Source organism: Micromonospora rhizosphaerae (assembly GCF_900091465.1).
GTDB classification, from domain to species: domain Bacteria; phylum Actinomycetota; class Actinomycetes; order Mycobacteriales; family Micromonosporaceae; genus Micromonospora; species Micromonospora rhizosphaerae.
This window is the reverse complement of the sequence record NZ_FMHV01000002.1, coordinates 4,493,980-4,508,369: the sequence shown is the minus strand read 5'-3', so window position 1 is coordinate 4,508,369 and position 14,390 is coordinate 4,493,980. Positions and strand designations below refer to the sequence as shown.

Genomic DNA, 14,390 nt, shown 5'->3' with positions numbered 1-14,390 from the left:
TCTCAGTCTGCCGCCAACCGGGACTCGAACAGACGACGCACCCCCGGCTCCGAACGCAGCAGCTCCAACGCCAACTCCGCGTGGCCCGGCACGTACCCGTTGCCCACCAGCATCGTCACGTCCGCGGCCAGCCCCTCCGCGCCCAGCGCCGCCGCCGCGAAGCTCGTCGCCATCGAGAAGAAGATCACCGTGCCGCCGTCCTCGGTGGCCAGGATCGCCCCGTGCTCACACCCCGGCACGTCCACGCACACCACCGTCACGTCCGCCGGCGTACCCAGCGCGCTGGTCACCGCCGTGGACAGCGCCACCGGGTCCCGCGCGTCGGCCAGCGCGACCACCGACGCCAGTCCGGCCGACTCCAGCGCGTCCCGCTCCGCGGCCACCGGCACCACCCCGACCGTACGGTCGGCGCCCGCCCGCCGAGCCGCGGCCAGCGACAGCGACCCGCTCTTGCCCGCGCCCCCGATCACCGCCACGCTCACCGGCCGCGGGTCACCCGCGCGCCGCCGGTCCTCGACGTACCGGGACACCACCCGGGCCGTCAGCGCCGGCGCGCCGCACACGTCCAGCACGGCCAGGGACAGCTCCGGGTGCAGGTCCGCCGGCAGCACCGCCGCGATCGACCGGGCGAACAGGATCGCGTAACCGTCGCAGGGCACCTGCTCGCTGCGCCCGTCCCAGCGGGCCAGCCCGTCGAGGATGGTCAGCGGGGTCAGCGTCAGCGACACCAGGGTGGCCACCCGGTCGCCCGCCTTCAGCCCCAGCGGCGACCGCCGGCCGGCCTCCTCCACGGTGCCGATCAGCATGCCGCCCGATCCGGTCACCGGGTTCTGCATCTTCCCCCGGGTGGAGATGATCTCCAGCACCTCGGCGCGGACCTTCTCCCCGTCACCGCCGTGCTTCTCCCACAGCTGCCGGAAACTCGCCGCGTCCAGGTTCAGCCGCTCCACCCGGATGCGCACCTCGTTCGACGCGATCCGCGGCTCGGCGTCCAGCCGCCACGCCGCCTGCGGAAGCACCCCCGCCGGTTCCACAACGCGGTGCAGACCCACCGGTGACGTCACGCCGACCTCCCCCTGTCCAGCCGCCCGAAGCCCTGGCTAGGACTCGCGTCGCGGGAAAACTTCCGGCAGACTAATTTCTTCACCGGATATTTTCCAGTAGCCTTCGGGGCTGCTGATCACCCGCACCACATGTCAGGAGGGGCCGTGACCCAGACCCAACCGGTTGAGACCATCCCTCAGCCCCGTCACGCCCCGGTCGCCGTGCCGACCGCCGGGCAGCCGTACGAATACCGCCGCCGCCCCCTGGTCGAACCCGACTGGACGCGCTTCCCCGGCTGGCGCACCGTCACCCGCGAGCAGTGGGAGAGCGCCCAGTGGCAGCGGGTCAACTGCGTCAAGAACATCAAGCAACTGCGCAACGTCCTCGGCGACCTCGTCGACGAGTCCTTCTACGAGGACCTCGCCACCGACCAGAGCGCCCTGGCCACCATGTCCATGCTGGTGCCGCCGCAGATGCTCAACACCATGGTCCCGTTCGCGCCGATGACCACCGAGGCGTTCCTCGCCGACCCGGTCCGCCGCTACATGATCCCCGTCGCCTCCGACCGGCGCACCGACTGGCCGTCCCACCCGTACGCCACCCGCGACTCCCTGCACGAGCACGACATGTGGGTCGCCGAGGGCCTCACCCACCGCTACCCCACCAAGGTCCTCGCCGAACTGCTCTCCACCTGCCCGCAGTACTGCGGCCACTGCACCCGGATGGACCTGGTCGGCAACTCCACCCCCGCCGTCGACAAGCTCAAGCTCACCCTCAAGCCCGTCGACCGGTACGACGCCCACATCGCCTATCTCAAGGCCCACCCCGGCGTCCGGGACGTCGTCGTCTCCGGCGGCGACGTGGCCAACGTGCCCTGGAAGAACCTCGAGTCGTACCTGATGCGGCTACTCGAGATCGAAACCATCCGCGACATCCGGCTCGCCACCAAGGCCCTCATGGGCCTGCCCCAGCACTGGCTCCAGCCCGACGTCGTCGAGGGCCTGGAGCGGGTCGCCCGCACCGCCGCCCGCCGCGGCGTGAACCTCGCCATCCACACCCACGTCAACCACGCCCAGTCGCTCACCCCGCTGGTCGCCAAGGCCGCCCAGACCGCCCTCGACGTCGGCGTCCGCGACGTCCGCAACCAGGGCGTCCTCATGCGCGGCGTCAACGCCACCGCCCCCGACCTGCTCGACCTCTGCTTCGCCCTGCAGGGCGAGGCGGGCATCCTGCCGTACTACTTCTACATGTGCGACATGATCCCCAACGCCGAGCACTGGCGGGTCCCCGTCTGGCACGCCCAGCAGCTCCAGCACGACATCATGGGCTACCTGCCCGGCTACGCCACCCCGCGGATCGTCTGCGACGTCCCCTTCGTCGGCAAGCGCTGGGTCCACATGCTCACCGAGTACGACCGCGAGCGCGGCATCTCCTACTGGACCAAGAACTACCGCACCTCGATCGAGTCCGCCGACCTGGAGGCGCTCAACAAGCGCTACGCCTACTACGACCCGATCGACACCCTGCCCGAGTCCGGCCAGGCGTGGTGGGAAGCCCACCGCAACGACTGACCCCGCTCCGACCCGCCGCCCGGCACCCCAGCGGTGCCGGGCGACGCGTTTTTCCCCACCGCACCACCACCGACGCCTGGGGCCACTAGCCTCCAGTTCCATGAGCCCGGCCGACCCCGACACCGCCGGCCGGGTCACCACGGTCGAGGTCTTCTTCGACGTCGTCTTCGTCTTCACCGTCACCCAGCTCGCCCTCGTCCTCGAGGATGACCTCACCTGGGCCGGCCTCGGCCGCGTCGTCCTCGTCCTCGGCGTGCTCTGGTACCCCTACACCGGCTACGCCTGGCTGACCAACCAGGTGCCACCCCGGCGCCCCGCCCAGAAGATCACCCTCTTCGCCGGCATGGCCGGCTTCCTGCTCACCAGCATCGCCATCCCCGCCGCGTTCACCGACACCGGCCTGCTCTTCGCCCTCGGCTACCTCGTCCTCACCGGCGTTCACTTGATCATGTTCGGTCGCTCCGCCGCCCGCGCCGCCGCGATCCGCCTCACGCCCTACAACCTCGCCGCCGCGCTGCTCATCCTCCTCGCCGCGTTCGTCACCGGCCCCGCCACCTACGCCCTCTGGGTCGCCGCCGCCCTCGTCCAGGCCGCCCTGCCGTACCTCACCCCCCGGCACTCCTGGATCCGCGTCGCCGGTACCTACGAGGTAGCCGCCGGACACCTCGTCGAACGCCACGGCCTGCTCGTCATCGTCGCCCTCGGCGAATCCGTCGTCGCCATCGGCGCCGGTGTCGACATCCACCACCTCACCCCCGGCACCGCCGGCGCGATCGTCATGGCACTCGCCCTGCCCGCCGCCCTGTGGTGGACCTACTTCACCGACACCCGCGCCGCCACCGCCACCCTCGACGCCGCAGAGCCGCGTGTCCGCACCCACCTCGCCGCCCGCACCTTCGTCCTACCGCACTACCTGCTGCTACTCGGCATCGTCGCCACCGCCACCGGCATCCACGCCGTCGTCGCCCACCCGGACGCGCCAGCCGGCACGGCCGCCGCGCTCGCCCTCGCCGGCGGCGTCGCCCTCTACCTGACCGGTGTCGGTGCCGCCCGGCTGGCCCTCGGCCTCGGCCTGCCCCTCAGTCGGGCAGCCGGGGCCGTCGCCGTCCTCGCCGCCGTGCCCCTCGGCGTCTGGACGGTCGCCGGTGCGCAGCTCGCCGCGGTCATCGTGGTGCTCATCGCCATGCTGCTGGCCGGACCACGTCACCCGGCGGCGCGCACCGCCTAGGAATCAGCCGCCCCGCGGCGCGTACATGATGACGGCGACGCCGAGTAGGCAGATCGCCGCACCGACCAGGTCCCAGCGGTCCGGGCGGAAGCCGTCCACCAGCATCGCCCAGCCCAGCGACCCAGCCACGAACACCCCGCCGTACGCGGCCAGCACCCGCCCGAAGTTCGGGTCCGGCTGGAACGTCGCCACGAAGCCGTACGCGCCCAACGCCAGCACCCCCGCGGCGATCCACCACAGCCCCCGGTGCTCCCGCCAGCCCTGCCATACCAGCCACGCCCCGCCGATCTCGGCCAGGGCGGCCAGTCCGAACAACAGCAGGGAACGTGCGACGGTCACGCGGAGGACCCTAGTGCGGTGTCCACTAGCGTTCACCGGGTTTCTGGTGGCTGTTGTGGATCCTCGCCGGGTGGTGGGGCGGGCCTCCGCGGGCCAACTGATCCTCGCGCCGTCCGGGGTGGGCGGCGGGGGTCACGTCGGGACCGGCCGGCGCCGGGGAGGTGTCGGTCGGCTCGACGGTGCGTGACCACCTGCGGCAGCACGACGGCTGTTTCGGTGGTGGGTCCGCCGCCCGGGGTGCGGGTGGCGATGCTGGCGGCCGCGACGAGGTCGCGGTGCCCGGAGAAATGGCAGTGGGGGCAGGACAACGTCCGGCCGCGCGGCTTGGGCACCCGCTGACGCGCCACCACGGGCGACATGCGGCGACCCCCGGCGTGGGTGCCGGGGGTCGCCGCATCGTGCCGGGTCAGGTCGTGAAGGAGCGCTCCCTCGCATCCCGAGTGCCCTCCTGGACGCGCTCGCCGGACCGCCCGGTTCGGGCCTCATCCTGCTTCATCACGCGCTCCGCCCGCGACCGCTCGCCCTGGTCCATGTCACCCATCCGCGCCCTGGCGGCGCCGGCCACCTGCTCGACCTTGTTCTTCGCCCTCTCGTAGCTCATGTCGCCTCCCTGTCGTCCGGCGGACCGGGGCGCTGTTCACCCCTCCCGACCCGCGTCCCCGCGGTCTGTCGATGAAAACCTTGGGGCCTTCCGGTGGCGTCACACCCGCTAGGGCATCCTAGGACGTTAGGTTAGGCGGCCCGGCGGGCAGTGCGGAGCCTCCGCGCACTCCACCAGGTCGGCGCCGCCCGCATCCACCGCTGCCCGCAGGGTCGCCGCGGCCGCCTGCAGCTCGGCGATCCGCGCCTCTACCTCGGCCAGCTTCGCCGCCGCCCGCGCCCGGAGCCCCGAGCCACGGCGCCGCTCACGTACATCGAGCAGCTCGGCCACCTCGTCCAGCGTGAACCCCAACCGCTGCGCCGCCTTGATCACCCGCAGCACGGTGACCACCTCGGCCGGATACAGCCGGTGCCCACCCAGACTGCGAGCCGGCTCGGCCCCGTCGGCGACAGCCGCGTCTGACCGCGCAGCGCCGTCGCGAACAGCTCGTCGAACTCGGCCACCCGCAGCGGCCGCTCGGCCGTCGGCAGCGTGCACGCCTCGGGCACCCAATCGTCATCCCGACTCATGCCTCGACGGTAAGCCCGTACTCAGGTACCGGATGCAAGCCCGGAACGCGGGCGGCGGGCCCCCGGATCATCGGGAGCCCGCCGACACACTGGTCATCTGTTGAAGCCTTGCCGGCCGGCCTGTCTGGCCTGCTCGCCCTGCTGGGCCCGCGCCGCGCTCTGCTGGCTGGCGCCCTCCGCCCGCAACCGCTCGTTGTCGGTGGCGTCGCCGATCCGCTGCTTGGCGACGCCGGCCATCTCCTGGGCCTTGCTCTTCGCCTTGTCGGTGAAGCTCATCGGGTACTCCCTCCGCTGCCGCGGTGCTCCGGGCCGTCCGGCCCGCTCCCCCGGTGCGTCCCCGCATGACCTCCGGCGAAACGCCCGCTGGTTGGCGTCGTTGGCAAGACGTCTGCGGGTTGTCGTCGCGCACGGCACGTCTGCTAGATCGTCCTAGGGCACTAGGTGAACGGTGAAGCGCCAGTGCAGCTCAATGGTGCTGGTTAACTGGGCGAATGGGAGAGATCCTGCTTATCCGGCACGGCGAGACCGCCTGGAGCGCCAGCCACCGGCACACCTCGTACACCGATCTGGAGCTCACTCCGGACGGCGAGCGACAGGCCCGGGCACTCGGCGCGATGCTCGCCGGCCGGCGGTTCGTCCGAGTGCTGTCCAGCCCCCGGCAACGGGCGCTGCGCACCGCGCACCTGGCCGGCCTCGACGTCGACGACGCCGACCCCGACCTGGCCGAGTGGAACTACGGCGAGTACGAGGGACGCACCACCGCCGACGTCCACGAGGAGAACCCGCACTGGAACCTCTGGACCGACGGCTGCCCCGGCGGGGAGTCACCCGCGGAGGTCGGGGAGCGCCTGGACCGGGTCCTCGCCCGGGTCGCTCCCCTGCTCGACGGGGGCAACGTCGCTGTGGTCGCCCACGGGCACAGCCTGCGGGTGCTCGGCGCCCGCTGGATCTGCCTCCCCCCGTCCGCCGGCGCGCGGCTGCGGCTGGACACCGCCACGGTCAGCGTGCTCGGTCACGAGCACGGACGGCAGGTCATCCAGCGGTGGAACCAGCCGGCTCCGCCGCCGCCCGAGACCGCCCCCGTCCCTGGGACTCGGCACTAATCTTCGGCGGCCGGTTCTCGTACGGGGTGGAGAGCACCACCGTCGTCCGGGTGGTGACGTTCGCGGCGGTACGGATCTCCTGGAGCACCCGCTCCAGGTCCGCCGGCCCGGCCACCCGCACCAGCAGCAGGTAGAAGTCCTCCCCCGCGACCGAGTAGCACGAGTCGATCTCCGGCAGGTGAGCCAGCCGCTCGGGCGCGTCGTCCGGCTGCGACGGGTCGAACGGCCGGATCGCCACGAACGCCGTCAGCGGCAGGTCAAGCGCCTCGAACGAGACGCGGGCGACGTACCCCTTGATGACGCCCCGCTGCTCCAGCCGCCGGACCCGCTGGTGCACCGCCGAGACCGACAGCCCCACCTTCTCGGCGAGGTCCGTGTAGGACAGGCGTCCATCGGCGGTCAGCGCGGCGATGATGGCTCGGTCGATCTCTTCCACGGGTGCAACCTACCCTCAGAATTTCTTCCGGGCGATGTCGAGGCGTGCCGGCCCTCCGGCGTCCGGTCCCGCCCCCGGCCCGGACGACCAGTGCCGGGGTCGGAGCTACCCACGGGCAAGGGCGCGGGAGATGACCAGCCGCTGGATCTGGTTGGTCCCCTCGACGATCTGGAGCACCTTCGCCTCGCGCATGTACCGCTCGACCGGGTGGTCGGCGACGTAGCCGGCGCCGCCGAGCACCTGCACCCCGTCGGTGGTCACCCGCATCGCCACGTCAGTGGCGAAGAGCTTCGCCTTCGCCGCCTCGATCGAGTACGGCCGGCCGGCGTCGCGCAGCCGGGCGGCGGCGAGCATCAGCGCGCGCGCGGCGGAGATCTGGGTGGCGTGGTCGGCGAGGGTGAAGCCGAGCCCCTGGAAGTCGATGATCGGCTGGCCGAACTGCCGCCGCTCCTTGGCGTAGCCGATCGCGTAATCCAGGGCGGCCTGGGCCAGGCCGACCGCGCACGCGGCGATGCCGAGGCGGCCGGAGTCCAGGGCGGACATGGCGATGGTGAAGCCCATCCCCTCGCCGCCGATCAGCCGGTCGGCCGGCACCCGGGCGTCGTCGAAGGCGATCTGCGCCACCGGGGAGGCGTGCAGGCCCATCATGCGCTCCGCCGCCTGGGGGTGGATGCCCGGCGTGTTCCGGTCGGCCAGCAGGCAGGAGATGCCCTTCGGGCCGGGGCCGCCGGTGCGGCAGAAGATGTTGTAGAAGTCGGCGACCCGGGCGTGGGTGATCCACGCCTTGGTGCCGGAGACCACGTACGAGTCGCCGTCGCGGACCGCCTTCGTGGTCAGGGCGGCGGCGTCCGAGCCGCCCTGCGGCTCGGAGAGGCAGTACGCCCCGAGCAGTTCCCCGCCGATCATGTCCGGCAGCAGCTTCCGCTGCTCGTCGGTGCCGAACTGGGCCACCGGGTAGCAGGACAGGGTGTGCACGCTGACCGCCTCGGCGACGGCGAGCCAGTGGCTGGCCAGGATCTCCAGTACCTGCAGGTAGACCTCGTACGGCTGGGCGGCGCCGCCGTGCTCCTCGGGGTACGGCAGGCCGAGCAGCCCGGCCCGGCCGAGGGTGCGCAGCACCTCCCGGGGGAACTCGGCGCGCTCCTCGAAGCCGGCGGCCTTCGGGGCGAGCTCCCGGTCGGCGAGTTCGGTGGCGAGATCCAGCAGGTCGTGGGCCTCGTCGGTGGGGAGGATGCGGTCGACAGTCATAGCGCGATGAGCTCCGTGGGGGTGGTGTTGAGCCGTTGCACGCCGTCCGTTGTGCAGACGACGATGTCCTCGATCCGGGCGCCGTGTCGCCCCGCGAGGTAGATGCCGGGTTCGATGGAGAAGGCCATGCCGGCCTCGAGCGGCCGGGGGTTGCCGGCGACGACGTACGGCTCCTCGTGGCCGTCGAGCCCGATGCCGTGGCCGGTGCGGTGCAGGAAGGCGTCGCCGTAGCCGGCGGCGGCGATGATGTCGCGGGCCACCGCGTCGACCGCCTCGGCGCTGACCCCGGGCCGCACCGCAGCGACCGCCGCCCGCTGCGCCTCGTGCAGCGCGGCGTAGTAGTCGGTGAACTCGGCCGGCGCGGGGCCGCCGGCGACGTACGTGCGGGTGCAGTCGGAGCGGTAGCCCGAGGGCATGGTGCCGCCGATGTCCACCACCACCGGCTCGCCGGTGCCGATCGGCCGGTCGGAGGTGCCGTGGTGCGGGCTGGCGCCGTTCGGTCCGGCGGCGACGATGACGAAGTCGACCGTCACGTGGCCGGCCTCCCGGATCGCCGCGGCGATGTCGGTGGCCACCTCGGCCTCGGTGCGGCCGGGGCGCAGCCACTCCCCCATCCGGGCGTGCACCGCGTCGATCGCCGCGCCCGCCTCGGCCAGGGCCGCGACCTCGGCCGGCGACTTGCGGATCCGCAGCTCCCCCAGCACCTCGCCGGCCAGCCGCTGGTCCGCGTCGGGCAGGGTCGCTCGCAGCGCGAGGACCTGCTCGGCCCACATCCGGTCGGCCAGCCCGACGGCGGTCGCCGGGCCGGGCAGCGCGGTGCGCACGAGGGGGTACGGGTCGGTCCCGTCGGCGTGGTCGACGATCCGGACCCCGGTGGCCGGCGCGGGTGACGCCTCCGCGGCGGGGCGTTCGAGGGTGGGCACGATCAGGGTCGGCTCGCCGTGTGCGGGCAGCACCAGGCAGGTCAGCCGCTCGCTGGCGTGCGCGTCGTAGCCGGTCAGATAGCGCAGGTCCGAGCCGGGGGTGAGCAGCAGCGCGTCGAGGCCGGCGGCGGCGGTGGCGCGCTGCGCGGCGGCCAGCCGGTCGGCCGGATAGAGCTCGTCGAGTCCCACCCCGTCAGCTTAACGGTCGTTTGGGCGTCGGCCCATGCCCGGTTCTCACCCGCAGGGACGCTTCGGAGCCGGGCCCGACCTCCCGCCGCGTTTGGCGCCCGCGGTGGCGGGAACGAGCCAGGACCCCCCCAACAGTCAGGAGCATGTTGATGGCGGCCGCATCGACGGCCCGCGCAGGTCATGTCACCGCGCACCCGTGGGAAGGGGAGGCGAGCCCGCAATGCGGCAGAACTCGGACGACAGAGGCGCGGAGACCCAGGAGCGCCCAGGTGAGGCGGGGCACCGGCAACGCGAGGACGACAGTCTGACGAATGATGCGATGACCGACGACGACGCCCGGACACCCGACACCGCACCGACCGAGCAGGAACCGACGTGGCGTAGCGCGGAAGCGTCGGGCAGGCGGATCGCACCGCCGGCCCCGCCTGCCTAGACCGCACCGGGTGTGCCGAGGTACCGGACCGCCTCGGCCGGCGGCCCGGCGGCCCGGTGCCTCAGCACACGGCAGGTCAGCGGTTCTGCTTCTCCTGGCAGGGCACGCAGAACCGGGCTTGCGGCAGGACCTCCAGCCGTGCCGGGGGAATCTGCCCGCCGCACTTCTCGCAGCTACCGTAGCTGCCGTCAGCGATGCGTCGCAGCGCGTCGCTGATCTGCTCCAGGCTCTGCCGGGTGGCGGCGATCAGCGCTGCCTGGGTGTGCGCCTCGGCCGGATCGCCGGTGTCCGCGGTCAGTTGGGTCAGTTGCGCCGTCTGCGCCTCGAACTCGTTCGTCAGCGTGGTTCGCAGCTCGGTGAGCCACTGCTGATTCCTGGTGTCCCTGGTTCCGGTGCTCACGTCGATCCCTTCTGGAAAAAGAAAAAGGGCCGAAGCTGGATAGCTTCGCCCTGGTGGCCGTTCATCTCGGGAGGAAGGGAAATCCCGGAGGGCCACGCCGGCTGGGGATCGGGCTCGGCAGCCCGTAGGTGGGCGCGGCGCCGAGCGCCGGCGCGGTCGAGTGGCGCATGGACCGCGCCGCAAGGGAACGGTGGTGCCGGCGCGCAGCGAAAGCCGCCGCCGCGGTGACGGCGGCGGGGGTCAGCTGCCCGGCCGGAGACACCCACCCACCATAGGCGGAGCAGACAGGGAAACCAACGGATATCGGGTTCTGCCGCCGGAACCATCGGTTCCGCCGGCAGAACCGGACCGGGTTTCAGCTGGTCAGCCCGCAGTGGACGCGCCGTGGTTTCCCCGAGCGCGGGTAGCTCCGCACGGCAGGTCAGCGGGTCAGCGCGGCGCGCGCCGCGCTGGCGATCGCCCGCACCCCGATCCCTGCCTGGTCCATCAGCTCGGTGGACGTCCCGGAGGTGGGCAGCCCGCGCACGGCCAGGTGGGTCACCCGCACCGGCTCGGCGAGGTCGGCCAGCGATTCGAGGACGGCGGAGCCGAGGCCACCCTCCGGGTAGTGGTCCTCGACCACCACCAGCCGGCCCTCGGTGACCCGGACGGCGTCGAGCAACCGCTCCCGGTCCAGTGGCTTGACCGAATAGAGGTCGATGACCCGGGCCTTGACTCCCTCGCGCGCCAACTCGTCGGCGGCGGCGAGGCAGTTGTGCACCGTCACCCCGGCACCGATGAGCGCGACGTGGTCGTCCTCGGCACCGCGCAGCACCTTGCTGCCGCCGACCGGGAAGGAGTCCTCGTTGTCGTAGAGCACGGGGTACTTGCCGCGGGTCATGCGCAGGTAGTTGACGCCCTTGCGGTCGACCATCTGGCTGACGAGGGCGGCGCACGACACGGCGTCGCTGGGATAGAGAACCGTCGACCCCTGCACGGCGCGCATGGCCGCCAGGTCCTCCAGCCCCATCTGCGAGGGACCGTCCGCCCCGATCTCCACCCCGGCGTGGGACCCGCACAGGGCGATGTTGGCCTGGGAGATGCCGGCCATGCGGATGAAGTCGTAGGCGCGGGAGCAGAACGCCGCGAAGGTCGCGGCGAAGGGTCGGTAGCCGCGCACCTGCAGCCCGACCGCGGCGGCGACCAGTTGCTGTTCCGAGATGAACATCTCGAAGAACCGGTCCGGGTACGCCTCGCTGAACTTGTCCGCGCGGGTGGAGTCGCTGACCTCGCCGTCCAGGGCCACCACGTCCGGCCGCGAGCCCAGCGCGCGCAACGCCTCACCGTACGCGTTCCGGGTGGCCACCTTCGCCCCCTTGTCGTACCGCGGCATCGTAGGCGGCTTGCCGGTGGGCGCCTCGGCGGGCGGGGCCTCGGCGGCAGGCGCTGCGGCGGGCGGAGCCTCGGTGGGCGGAGCCTCGGCGGTCGGAGCCTGGGCGGCGGGGGCCTTGGCGGGCGGGGCGGCCTCGGGCCGCGGGCTGGTCACGTGGATCTGCCGTACCCCGCCGAGAGCGTTGATGGCCCGCTCGGCAACCTCGGGCTTCAGCGGCTTGCCATGCCATCCCGGCTGGTTCTCTACCTCGGGTACGCCCTTGCCCTTGAGCGTTCGGGCGAGGACCACCGTCGGGCCCGTCGCCTGCCGGGCCCGGCCCAGCGCCTCGTCGATCGCGGCCAGGTCGTGGCCGTCGATGACGATCGCCTGGCAGCCGAACGCCTCGACGCGCCGCCGATAGGTGTCCAGGTCCCATTCCAACTCGGTCGGCCCCCGCTGGCCGAACCGGTTCACGTCCACAATCGCGGTGAGGTTGTGCAGCCCGTAGTGGCCGGCCTTGTCCAGTGCCTCCCAGATCGAGCCCTCGGCCGTTTCGCTGTCGCCGCACACCGCCCACACATGGAACGGCAGCTGATCGAGGTACCGGCCGGCCAGGGCGATCCCGACACCGACGGGCAGTCCCTGACCGAGCGATCCGGTGGCGATGTCGACCCAGGGCAACGCCGGCGTGGGATGTCCCTGCAGGCGTGACCCGAACTGCCGGTAGGTGTCGACCAGCTCCTGGTCGGTGATCGCACCGACCGCCTTGAAGACCGCGTACAGCAGCGGCGAGGCGTGGCCCTTGGAGAAGATCAGGTGGTCGTTGAAGCGACTGCGCGGGTCCGTCCAGTCGTACCGCAGGTGCCGGGAGATCAGCACCGCGAGCAGGTCGGCGGCGGACAGGCTCGAGGTCGGATGCCCGGACCCGGCCCTGGTGCTGCAGCGGATCGCGTCCACCCGTAGCTGGGCGGCAAGCTCACCAAGCTGGGTCATCTCCTTCTGGTGCAGCGTGCGCTCTGCTTCCATCGTCACCGGCATCGCCTCCAGCGATCGGCCCTTCTCGGCCAGCCCACCGTCGCCGGGCCGTCCGGGCTCACGGCCGAGGCAGCTTCCGCTGACCGCCTCCGCACATACCGTAGTCAGGAACGCCACGAGTTATCCGGTAACCACCGATTTGCCCAGCCGGGCGCACCGACTGGCGGACGGCACTACGCTACGTAATGGAGCGGGCCGCACAACCGTCAGTGCGGGAAGGCCCGGGGCGCCCGCGGCTCGACCTCCTCGCGGAACGCCTCGATCCGGGACGCCACCTGCCGCCTGCCGTACGTGTCCTCCAACCGATCCAGATAGAGCGACCGGCGGGCGAGCCCGGCCAGGTCGAAGCTGAAGTAGACCGCCATCAGCGGGTTGACGAACAGGGTGCTGCCCCGGGTACGCGGGGTGACGTGGAGGTCCCCGGACGCGCCGCGGGTGGCGGCGGCGATCTGGCCGTGCACGATACTGGGCAGCAGCGGCGTGGCTTCCTGCCCGTACGCGACGGCGTCCCGGTACAGCTCGGCTTCGCGGCTGGTGTTCGGGATGGAGAGGGCACCCAGGTAGGCGCCGTCCCGGTCGAGGGCGGCGATGTTCTCCAGCACCTGGGTGTGGTTGACCCCGTGGTACGCGTCGATGCCGAAGCCGAGGCAGACGACCAGCCGCACCGGCACGTCCAGGCCGGCGACGGCGGCCAGGCTGGTCATGTCCTCCACCGGGGTGCCGAGCCCCGCCTCGTCGCCGCGCATCAGGATGTCGGTGCCCCCGTCGATCAGAACCACGGCGTCCACGGCGAGCGTGTCGACCAGGTGGCGGTACGCGGCCCGGAGCGGCTGCACCCCGGTCTTCGGGAAGGCGTACACGGTGGACGGCAGATCGTGCGCGGCGAGCCAGCGGGCCAGCGCCCGCTCGGGGAAGTAGTCGTCCAGGCCTGCGGTGTCCGGGGTGACCGCGGCGAGGTTCTCGGCCGCCCAGGCGCCCGGCTCGAGCAGCTCGAGTTCGGAGAAGGAGAGGTTGGCCAGGTGCGCCCGCCGGCCGGCGTCGAGCAGCGAGACGGCCAGCGGCAGGCCGGCATACACGTCGAAGCCGCCGCCCGCCCCGGCGATCAGGACGCTGCGGGCGTCGCTGAGCGCGGCGAACAGCGGCGGTACGGCGAGCGACGGCACCATGCCTCCTCCGATCCTCACCACCCTAGGCGACGGTCGCCGGCGAGGGCTCCGCGACCGGTGCGGGGTCGGCATAAGCGGCGGCGACCACCGCCCGGTCGAAGAGTGGCGGCTGGCCGACGGTCCGCTCGCTCCAGCGGTCGCGCCTCGGCCCGGTACAGCTCCTGGCCGGGCAGGTACCGTTCGCGGTAGCGCACCGCCCGCCACAGCGTCGGTGCTCCCAGCCATACTGCCGGCCATGAGCGTGCCGTTCCCGGAGCCGGGCCCGTCGTCGGACGTGCCCGCACACTTCCTCAGCTACCTCGACTACTACCGGGAGACCGTCGCCGACCGGCTGGCCGGGCTGACCGACGCGCAGGCGCGCTCCACCCGGGTGCCCTCCGGCTGGACCCCCGTCGAACTGGTCAAGCACCTGACGTTCATGGAGCGGCGCTGGCTGGTGTGGGGGTTCCTCGGCGAGCAGGTGCCGGACCCGTGGGGCGACCACGCGCAGGGCCGCTGGCACGTCCGCCCAGACGAGACCGTCGCCGACCTGGTGGAGGCTTTGCGCCGCAACGGGGCACGGACCCGGGAGATCGTCGAGTCGGCCACGCTGCACAGCCCCGCCGCGCTCGGCGGGCGGTTCACCGACGAGGCGAGCCGGCCGACGCTGGCCGCGATCCTCTTCCACGTGCTCCAGGAGTATGCCCGGCACGCCGGCCACCTCGACATCGTCCGCGAGCTGATCGACGGACGGACCGGGGAATGACCGACGTGC

Annotated in this window: 16 protein-coding genes; 4 read left to right on the top strand and 12 right to left on the bottom strand. The window is 72.5% G+C overall.

The window, feature by feature from the left end:
* Nucleotides 1-2: 2 nt before the first annotated feature.
* On the bottom strand, nucleotides 3-1,064 hold the full coding sequence (kdd, locus tag GA0070624_RS21090; RefSeq protein ID WP_091343698.1) for an L-erythro-3,5-diaminohexanoate dehydrogenase: 1,062 nt from the start codon (nucleotides 1,062-1,064) through the stop codon (nucleotides 3-5).
* Between the two features lie 144 nt (nucleotides 1,065-1,208).
* Between kdd and GA0070624_RS21085 the strand changes: the two genes are divergently transcribed.
* Both GA0070624_RS21085 and GA0070624_RS21080 read left to right on the top strand, forming a co-directional pair.
* Nucleotides 1,209-2,615 carry a KamA family radical SAM protein gene (locus GA0070624_RS21085; protein WP_091343695.1) on the top strand — a complete coding sequence of 469 codons (1,407 nt, stop codon included), beginning with the start codon at nucleotides 1,209-1,211 and terminating at the stop codon, nucleotides 2,613-2,615.
* Nucleotides 2,616-2,715: 100 nt separating this feature from the next.
* Nucleotides 2,716-3,843, top strand: coding sequence for a low temperature requirement protein A (locus GA0070624_RS21080; protein ID WP_091343693.1), 1,128 nt, complete (start codon nucleotides 2,716-2,718; stop codon nucleotides 3,841-3,843).
* Between the two features lie 3 nt (nucleotides 3,844-3,846).
* Here GA0070624_RS21080 and GA0070624_RS21075 read toward each other — a convergent pair whose 3' ends face one another.
* The 5 genes from GA0070624_RS21075 to GA0070624_RS21060 all read right to left on the bottom strand — a co-directional run bounded on the left by GA0070624_RS21075 (nucleotide 3,847) and on the right by GA0070624_RS21060 (nucleotide 5,628).
* Nucleotides 3,847-4,182 carry a YnfA family protein gene (locus tag GA0070624_RS21075; RefSeq protein WP_091343691.1) on the bottom strand — a complete coding sequence of 112 codons (336 nt, stop codon included), beginning with the start codon at nucleotides 4,180-4,182 and terminating at the stop codon, nucleotides 3,847-3,849.
* 406 nt (nucleotides 4,183-4,588) lie between these two features.
* Nucleotides 4,589-4,783, bottom strand: a complete 195-nt coding sequence (locus GA0070624_RS21070) for a hypothetical protein (protein WP_091343689.1) — start codon at nucleotides 4,781-4,783, stop codon at nucleotides 4,589-4,591.
* 126 nt (nucleotides 4,784-4,909) lie between these two features.
* Entirely contained in the window at nucleotides 4,910-5,173 is a 264-nt protein-coding gene (locus tag GA0070624_RS35920) for a MerR family DNA-binding protein (RefSeq protein ID WP_245718915.1), read from the bottom strand.
* Nucleotides 5,152-5,352 (bottom strand): hypothetical protein, encoded by a 201-nt coding sequence (locus tag GA0070624_RS35915; protein WP_245718914.1) that lies wholly within the window; start codon nucleotides 5,350-5,352, stop codon nucleotides 5,152-5,154. Before GA0070624_RS35915 ends, GA0070624_RS35920 begins: the two co-directional genes overlap by 22 nt.
* Nucleotides 5,353-5,445: 93 nt before the next feature.
* Nucleotides 5,446-5,628, bottom strand: a complete 183-nt coding sequence (locus tag GA0070624_RS21060) for a CsbD family protein (RefSeq protein WP_091343685.1) — start codon at nucleotides 5,626-5,628, stop codon at nucleotides 5,446-5,448.
* A gap of 215 nt (nucleotides 5,629-5,843) precedes the next feature.
* Between GA0070624_RS21060 and GA0070624_RS21055 the strand changes: the two genes are divergently transcribed.
* Nucleotides 5,844-6,455, top strand: coding sequence for a histidine phosphatase family protein (locus GA0070624_RS21055; protein ID WP_091343684.1), 612 nt, complete (start codon nucleotides 5,844-5,846; stop codon nucleotides 6,453-6,455).
* On the opposite strand, the gene GA0070624_RS21050 is transcribed toward GA0070624_RS21055, so the two are convergent.
* The 6 genes from GA0070624_RS21050 to GA0070624_RS21025 form a co-directional block, all read right to left on the bottom strand.
* Entirely contained in the window at nucleotides 6,385-6,891 is a 507-nt protein-coding gene (locus GA0070624_RS21050; protein ID WP_091343681.1) for an Lrp/AsnC family transcriptional regulator, read from the bottom strand. The genes GA0070624_RS21055 and GA0070624_RS21050 overlap by 71 nt on opposite strands.
* A gap of 105 nt (nucleotides 6,892-6,996) precedes the next feature.
* Nucleotides 6,997-8,139, bottom strand: a complete 1,143-nt coding sequence (locus GA0070624_RS21045; protein ID WP_091343679.1) for an acyl-CoA dehydrogenase family protein — start codon at nucleotides 8,137-8,139, stop codon at nucleotides 6,997-6,999.
* The gene (locus GA0070624_RS21040) at nucleotides 8,136-9,251 is read right to left on the bottom strand and encodes a M24 family metallopeptidase (RefSeq protein WP_091343676.1); all 1,116 of its coding nucleotides are present in this window, start codon (nucleotides 9,249-9,251) and stop codon (nucleotides 8,136-8,138) included. Before GA0070624_RS21040 ends, GA0070624_RS21045 begins: the two co-directional genes overlap by 4 nt.
* A 509-nt stretch (nucleotides 9,252-9,760) precedes the next feature.
* Nucleotides 9,761-10,084, bottom strand: a complete 324-nt coding sequence (locus GA0070624_RS21035; RefSeq protein WP_245718913.1) for a TraR/DksA family transcriptional regulator — start codon at nucleotides 10,082-10,084, stop codon at nucleotides 9,761-9,763.
* 421 nt (nucleotides 10,085-10,505) lie between these two features.
* Nucleotides 10,506-12,587: a transketolase gene (locus tag GA0070624_RS21030; protein WP_245718912.1), complete on the bottom strand. Its 2,082-nt coding sequence runs from the start codon at nucleotides 12,585-12,587 to the stop codon at nucleotides 10,506-10,508.
* Nucleotides 12,588-12,676: 89 nt separating this feature from the next.
* The gene (locus GA0070624_RS21025) at nucleotides 12,677-13,654 is read right to left on the bottom strand and encodes a DUF1152 domain-containing protein (protein ID WP_245718911.1); all 978 of its coding nucleotides are present in this window, start codon (nucleotides 13,652-13,654) and stop codon (nucleotides 12,677-12,679) included.
* A gap of 217 nt (nucleotides 13,655-13,871) precedes the next feature.
* On the opposite strand from GA0070624_RS21025, the gene GA0070624_RS21020 reads away from it, so the two are divergent.
* Entirely contained in the window at nucleotides 13,872-14,381 is a 510-nt protein-coding gene (locus tag GA0070624_RS21020; protein WP_091343674.1) for a DinB family protein, read from the top strand.
* Nucleotides 14,382-14,390: the final 9 nt, after the last annotated feature.

Bases quoted from the DNA above. Each gene is read 5' to 3' on its own strand.
- GA0070624_RS21045 (WP_091343679.1), bottom strand. From the start codon at position 8,139: ATGACTGTCGACCGCATCCTCCCCACCGACGAGGCCCACGACCTGCTG.
- GA0070624_RS35915 (WP_245718914.1), bottom strand. From the start codon at position 5,352: ATGAGTCGGGATGACGATTGGGTGCCCGAGGCGTGCACGCTGCCGACG.
- GA0070624_RS21020 (WP_091343674.1), top strand. From the start codon at position 13,872: ATGAGCGTGCCGTTCCCGGAGCCGGGCCCGTCGTCGGACGTGCCCGCA.
- GA0070624_RS21070 (WP_091343689.1), bottom strand. From the start codon at position 4,783: ATGAGCTACGAGAGGGCGAAGAACAAGGTCGAGCAGGTGGCCGGCGCC.
- GA0070624_RS21080 (WP_091343693.1), top strand. From the start codon at position 2,716: ATGAGCCCGGCCGACCCCGACACCGCCGGCCGGGTCACCACGGTCGAG.
- GA0070624_RS21055 (WP_091343684.1), top strand. From the start codon at position 5,844: ATGGGAGAGATCCTGCTTATCCGGCACGGCGAGACCGCCTGGAGCGCC.
- GA0070624_RS21060 (WP_091343685.1), bottom strand. From the start codon at position 5,628: ATGAGCTTCACCGACAAGGCGAAGAGCAAGGCCCAGGAGATGGCCGGC.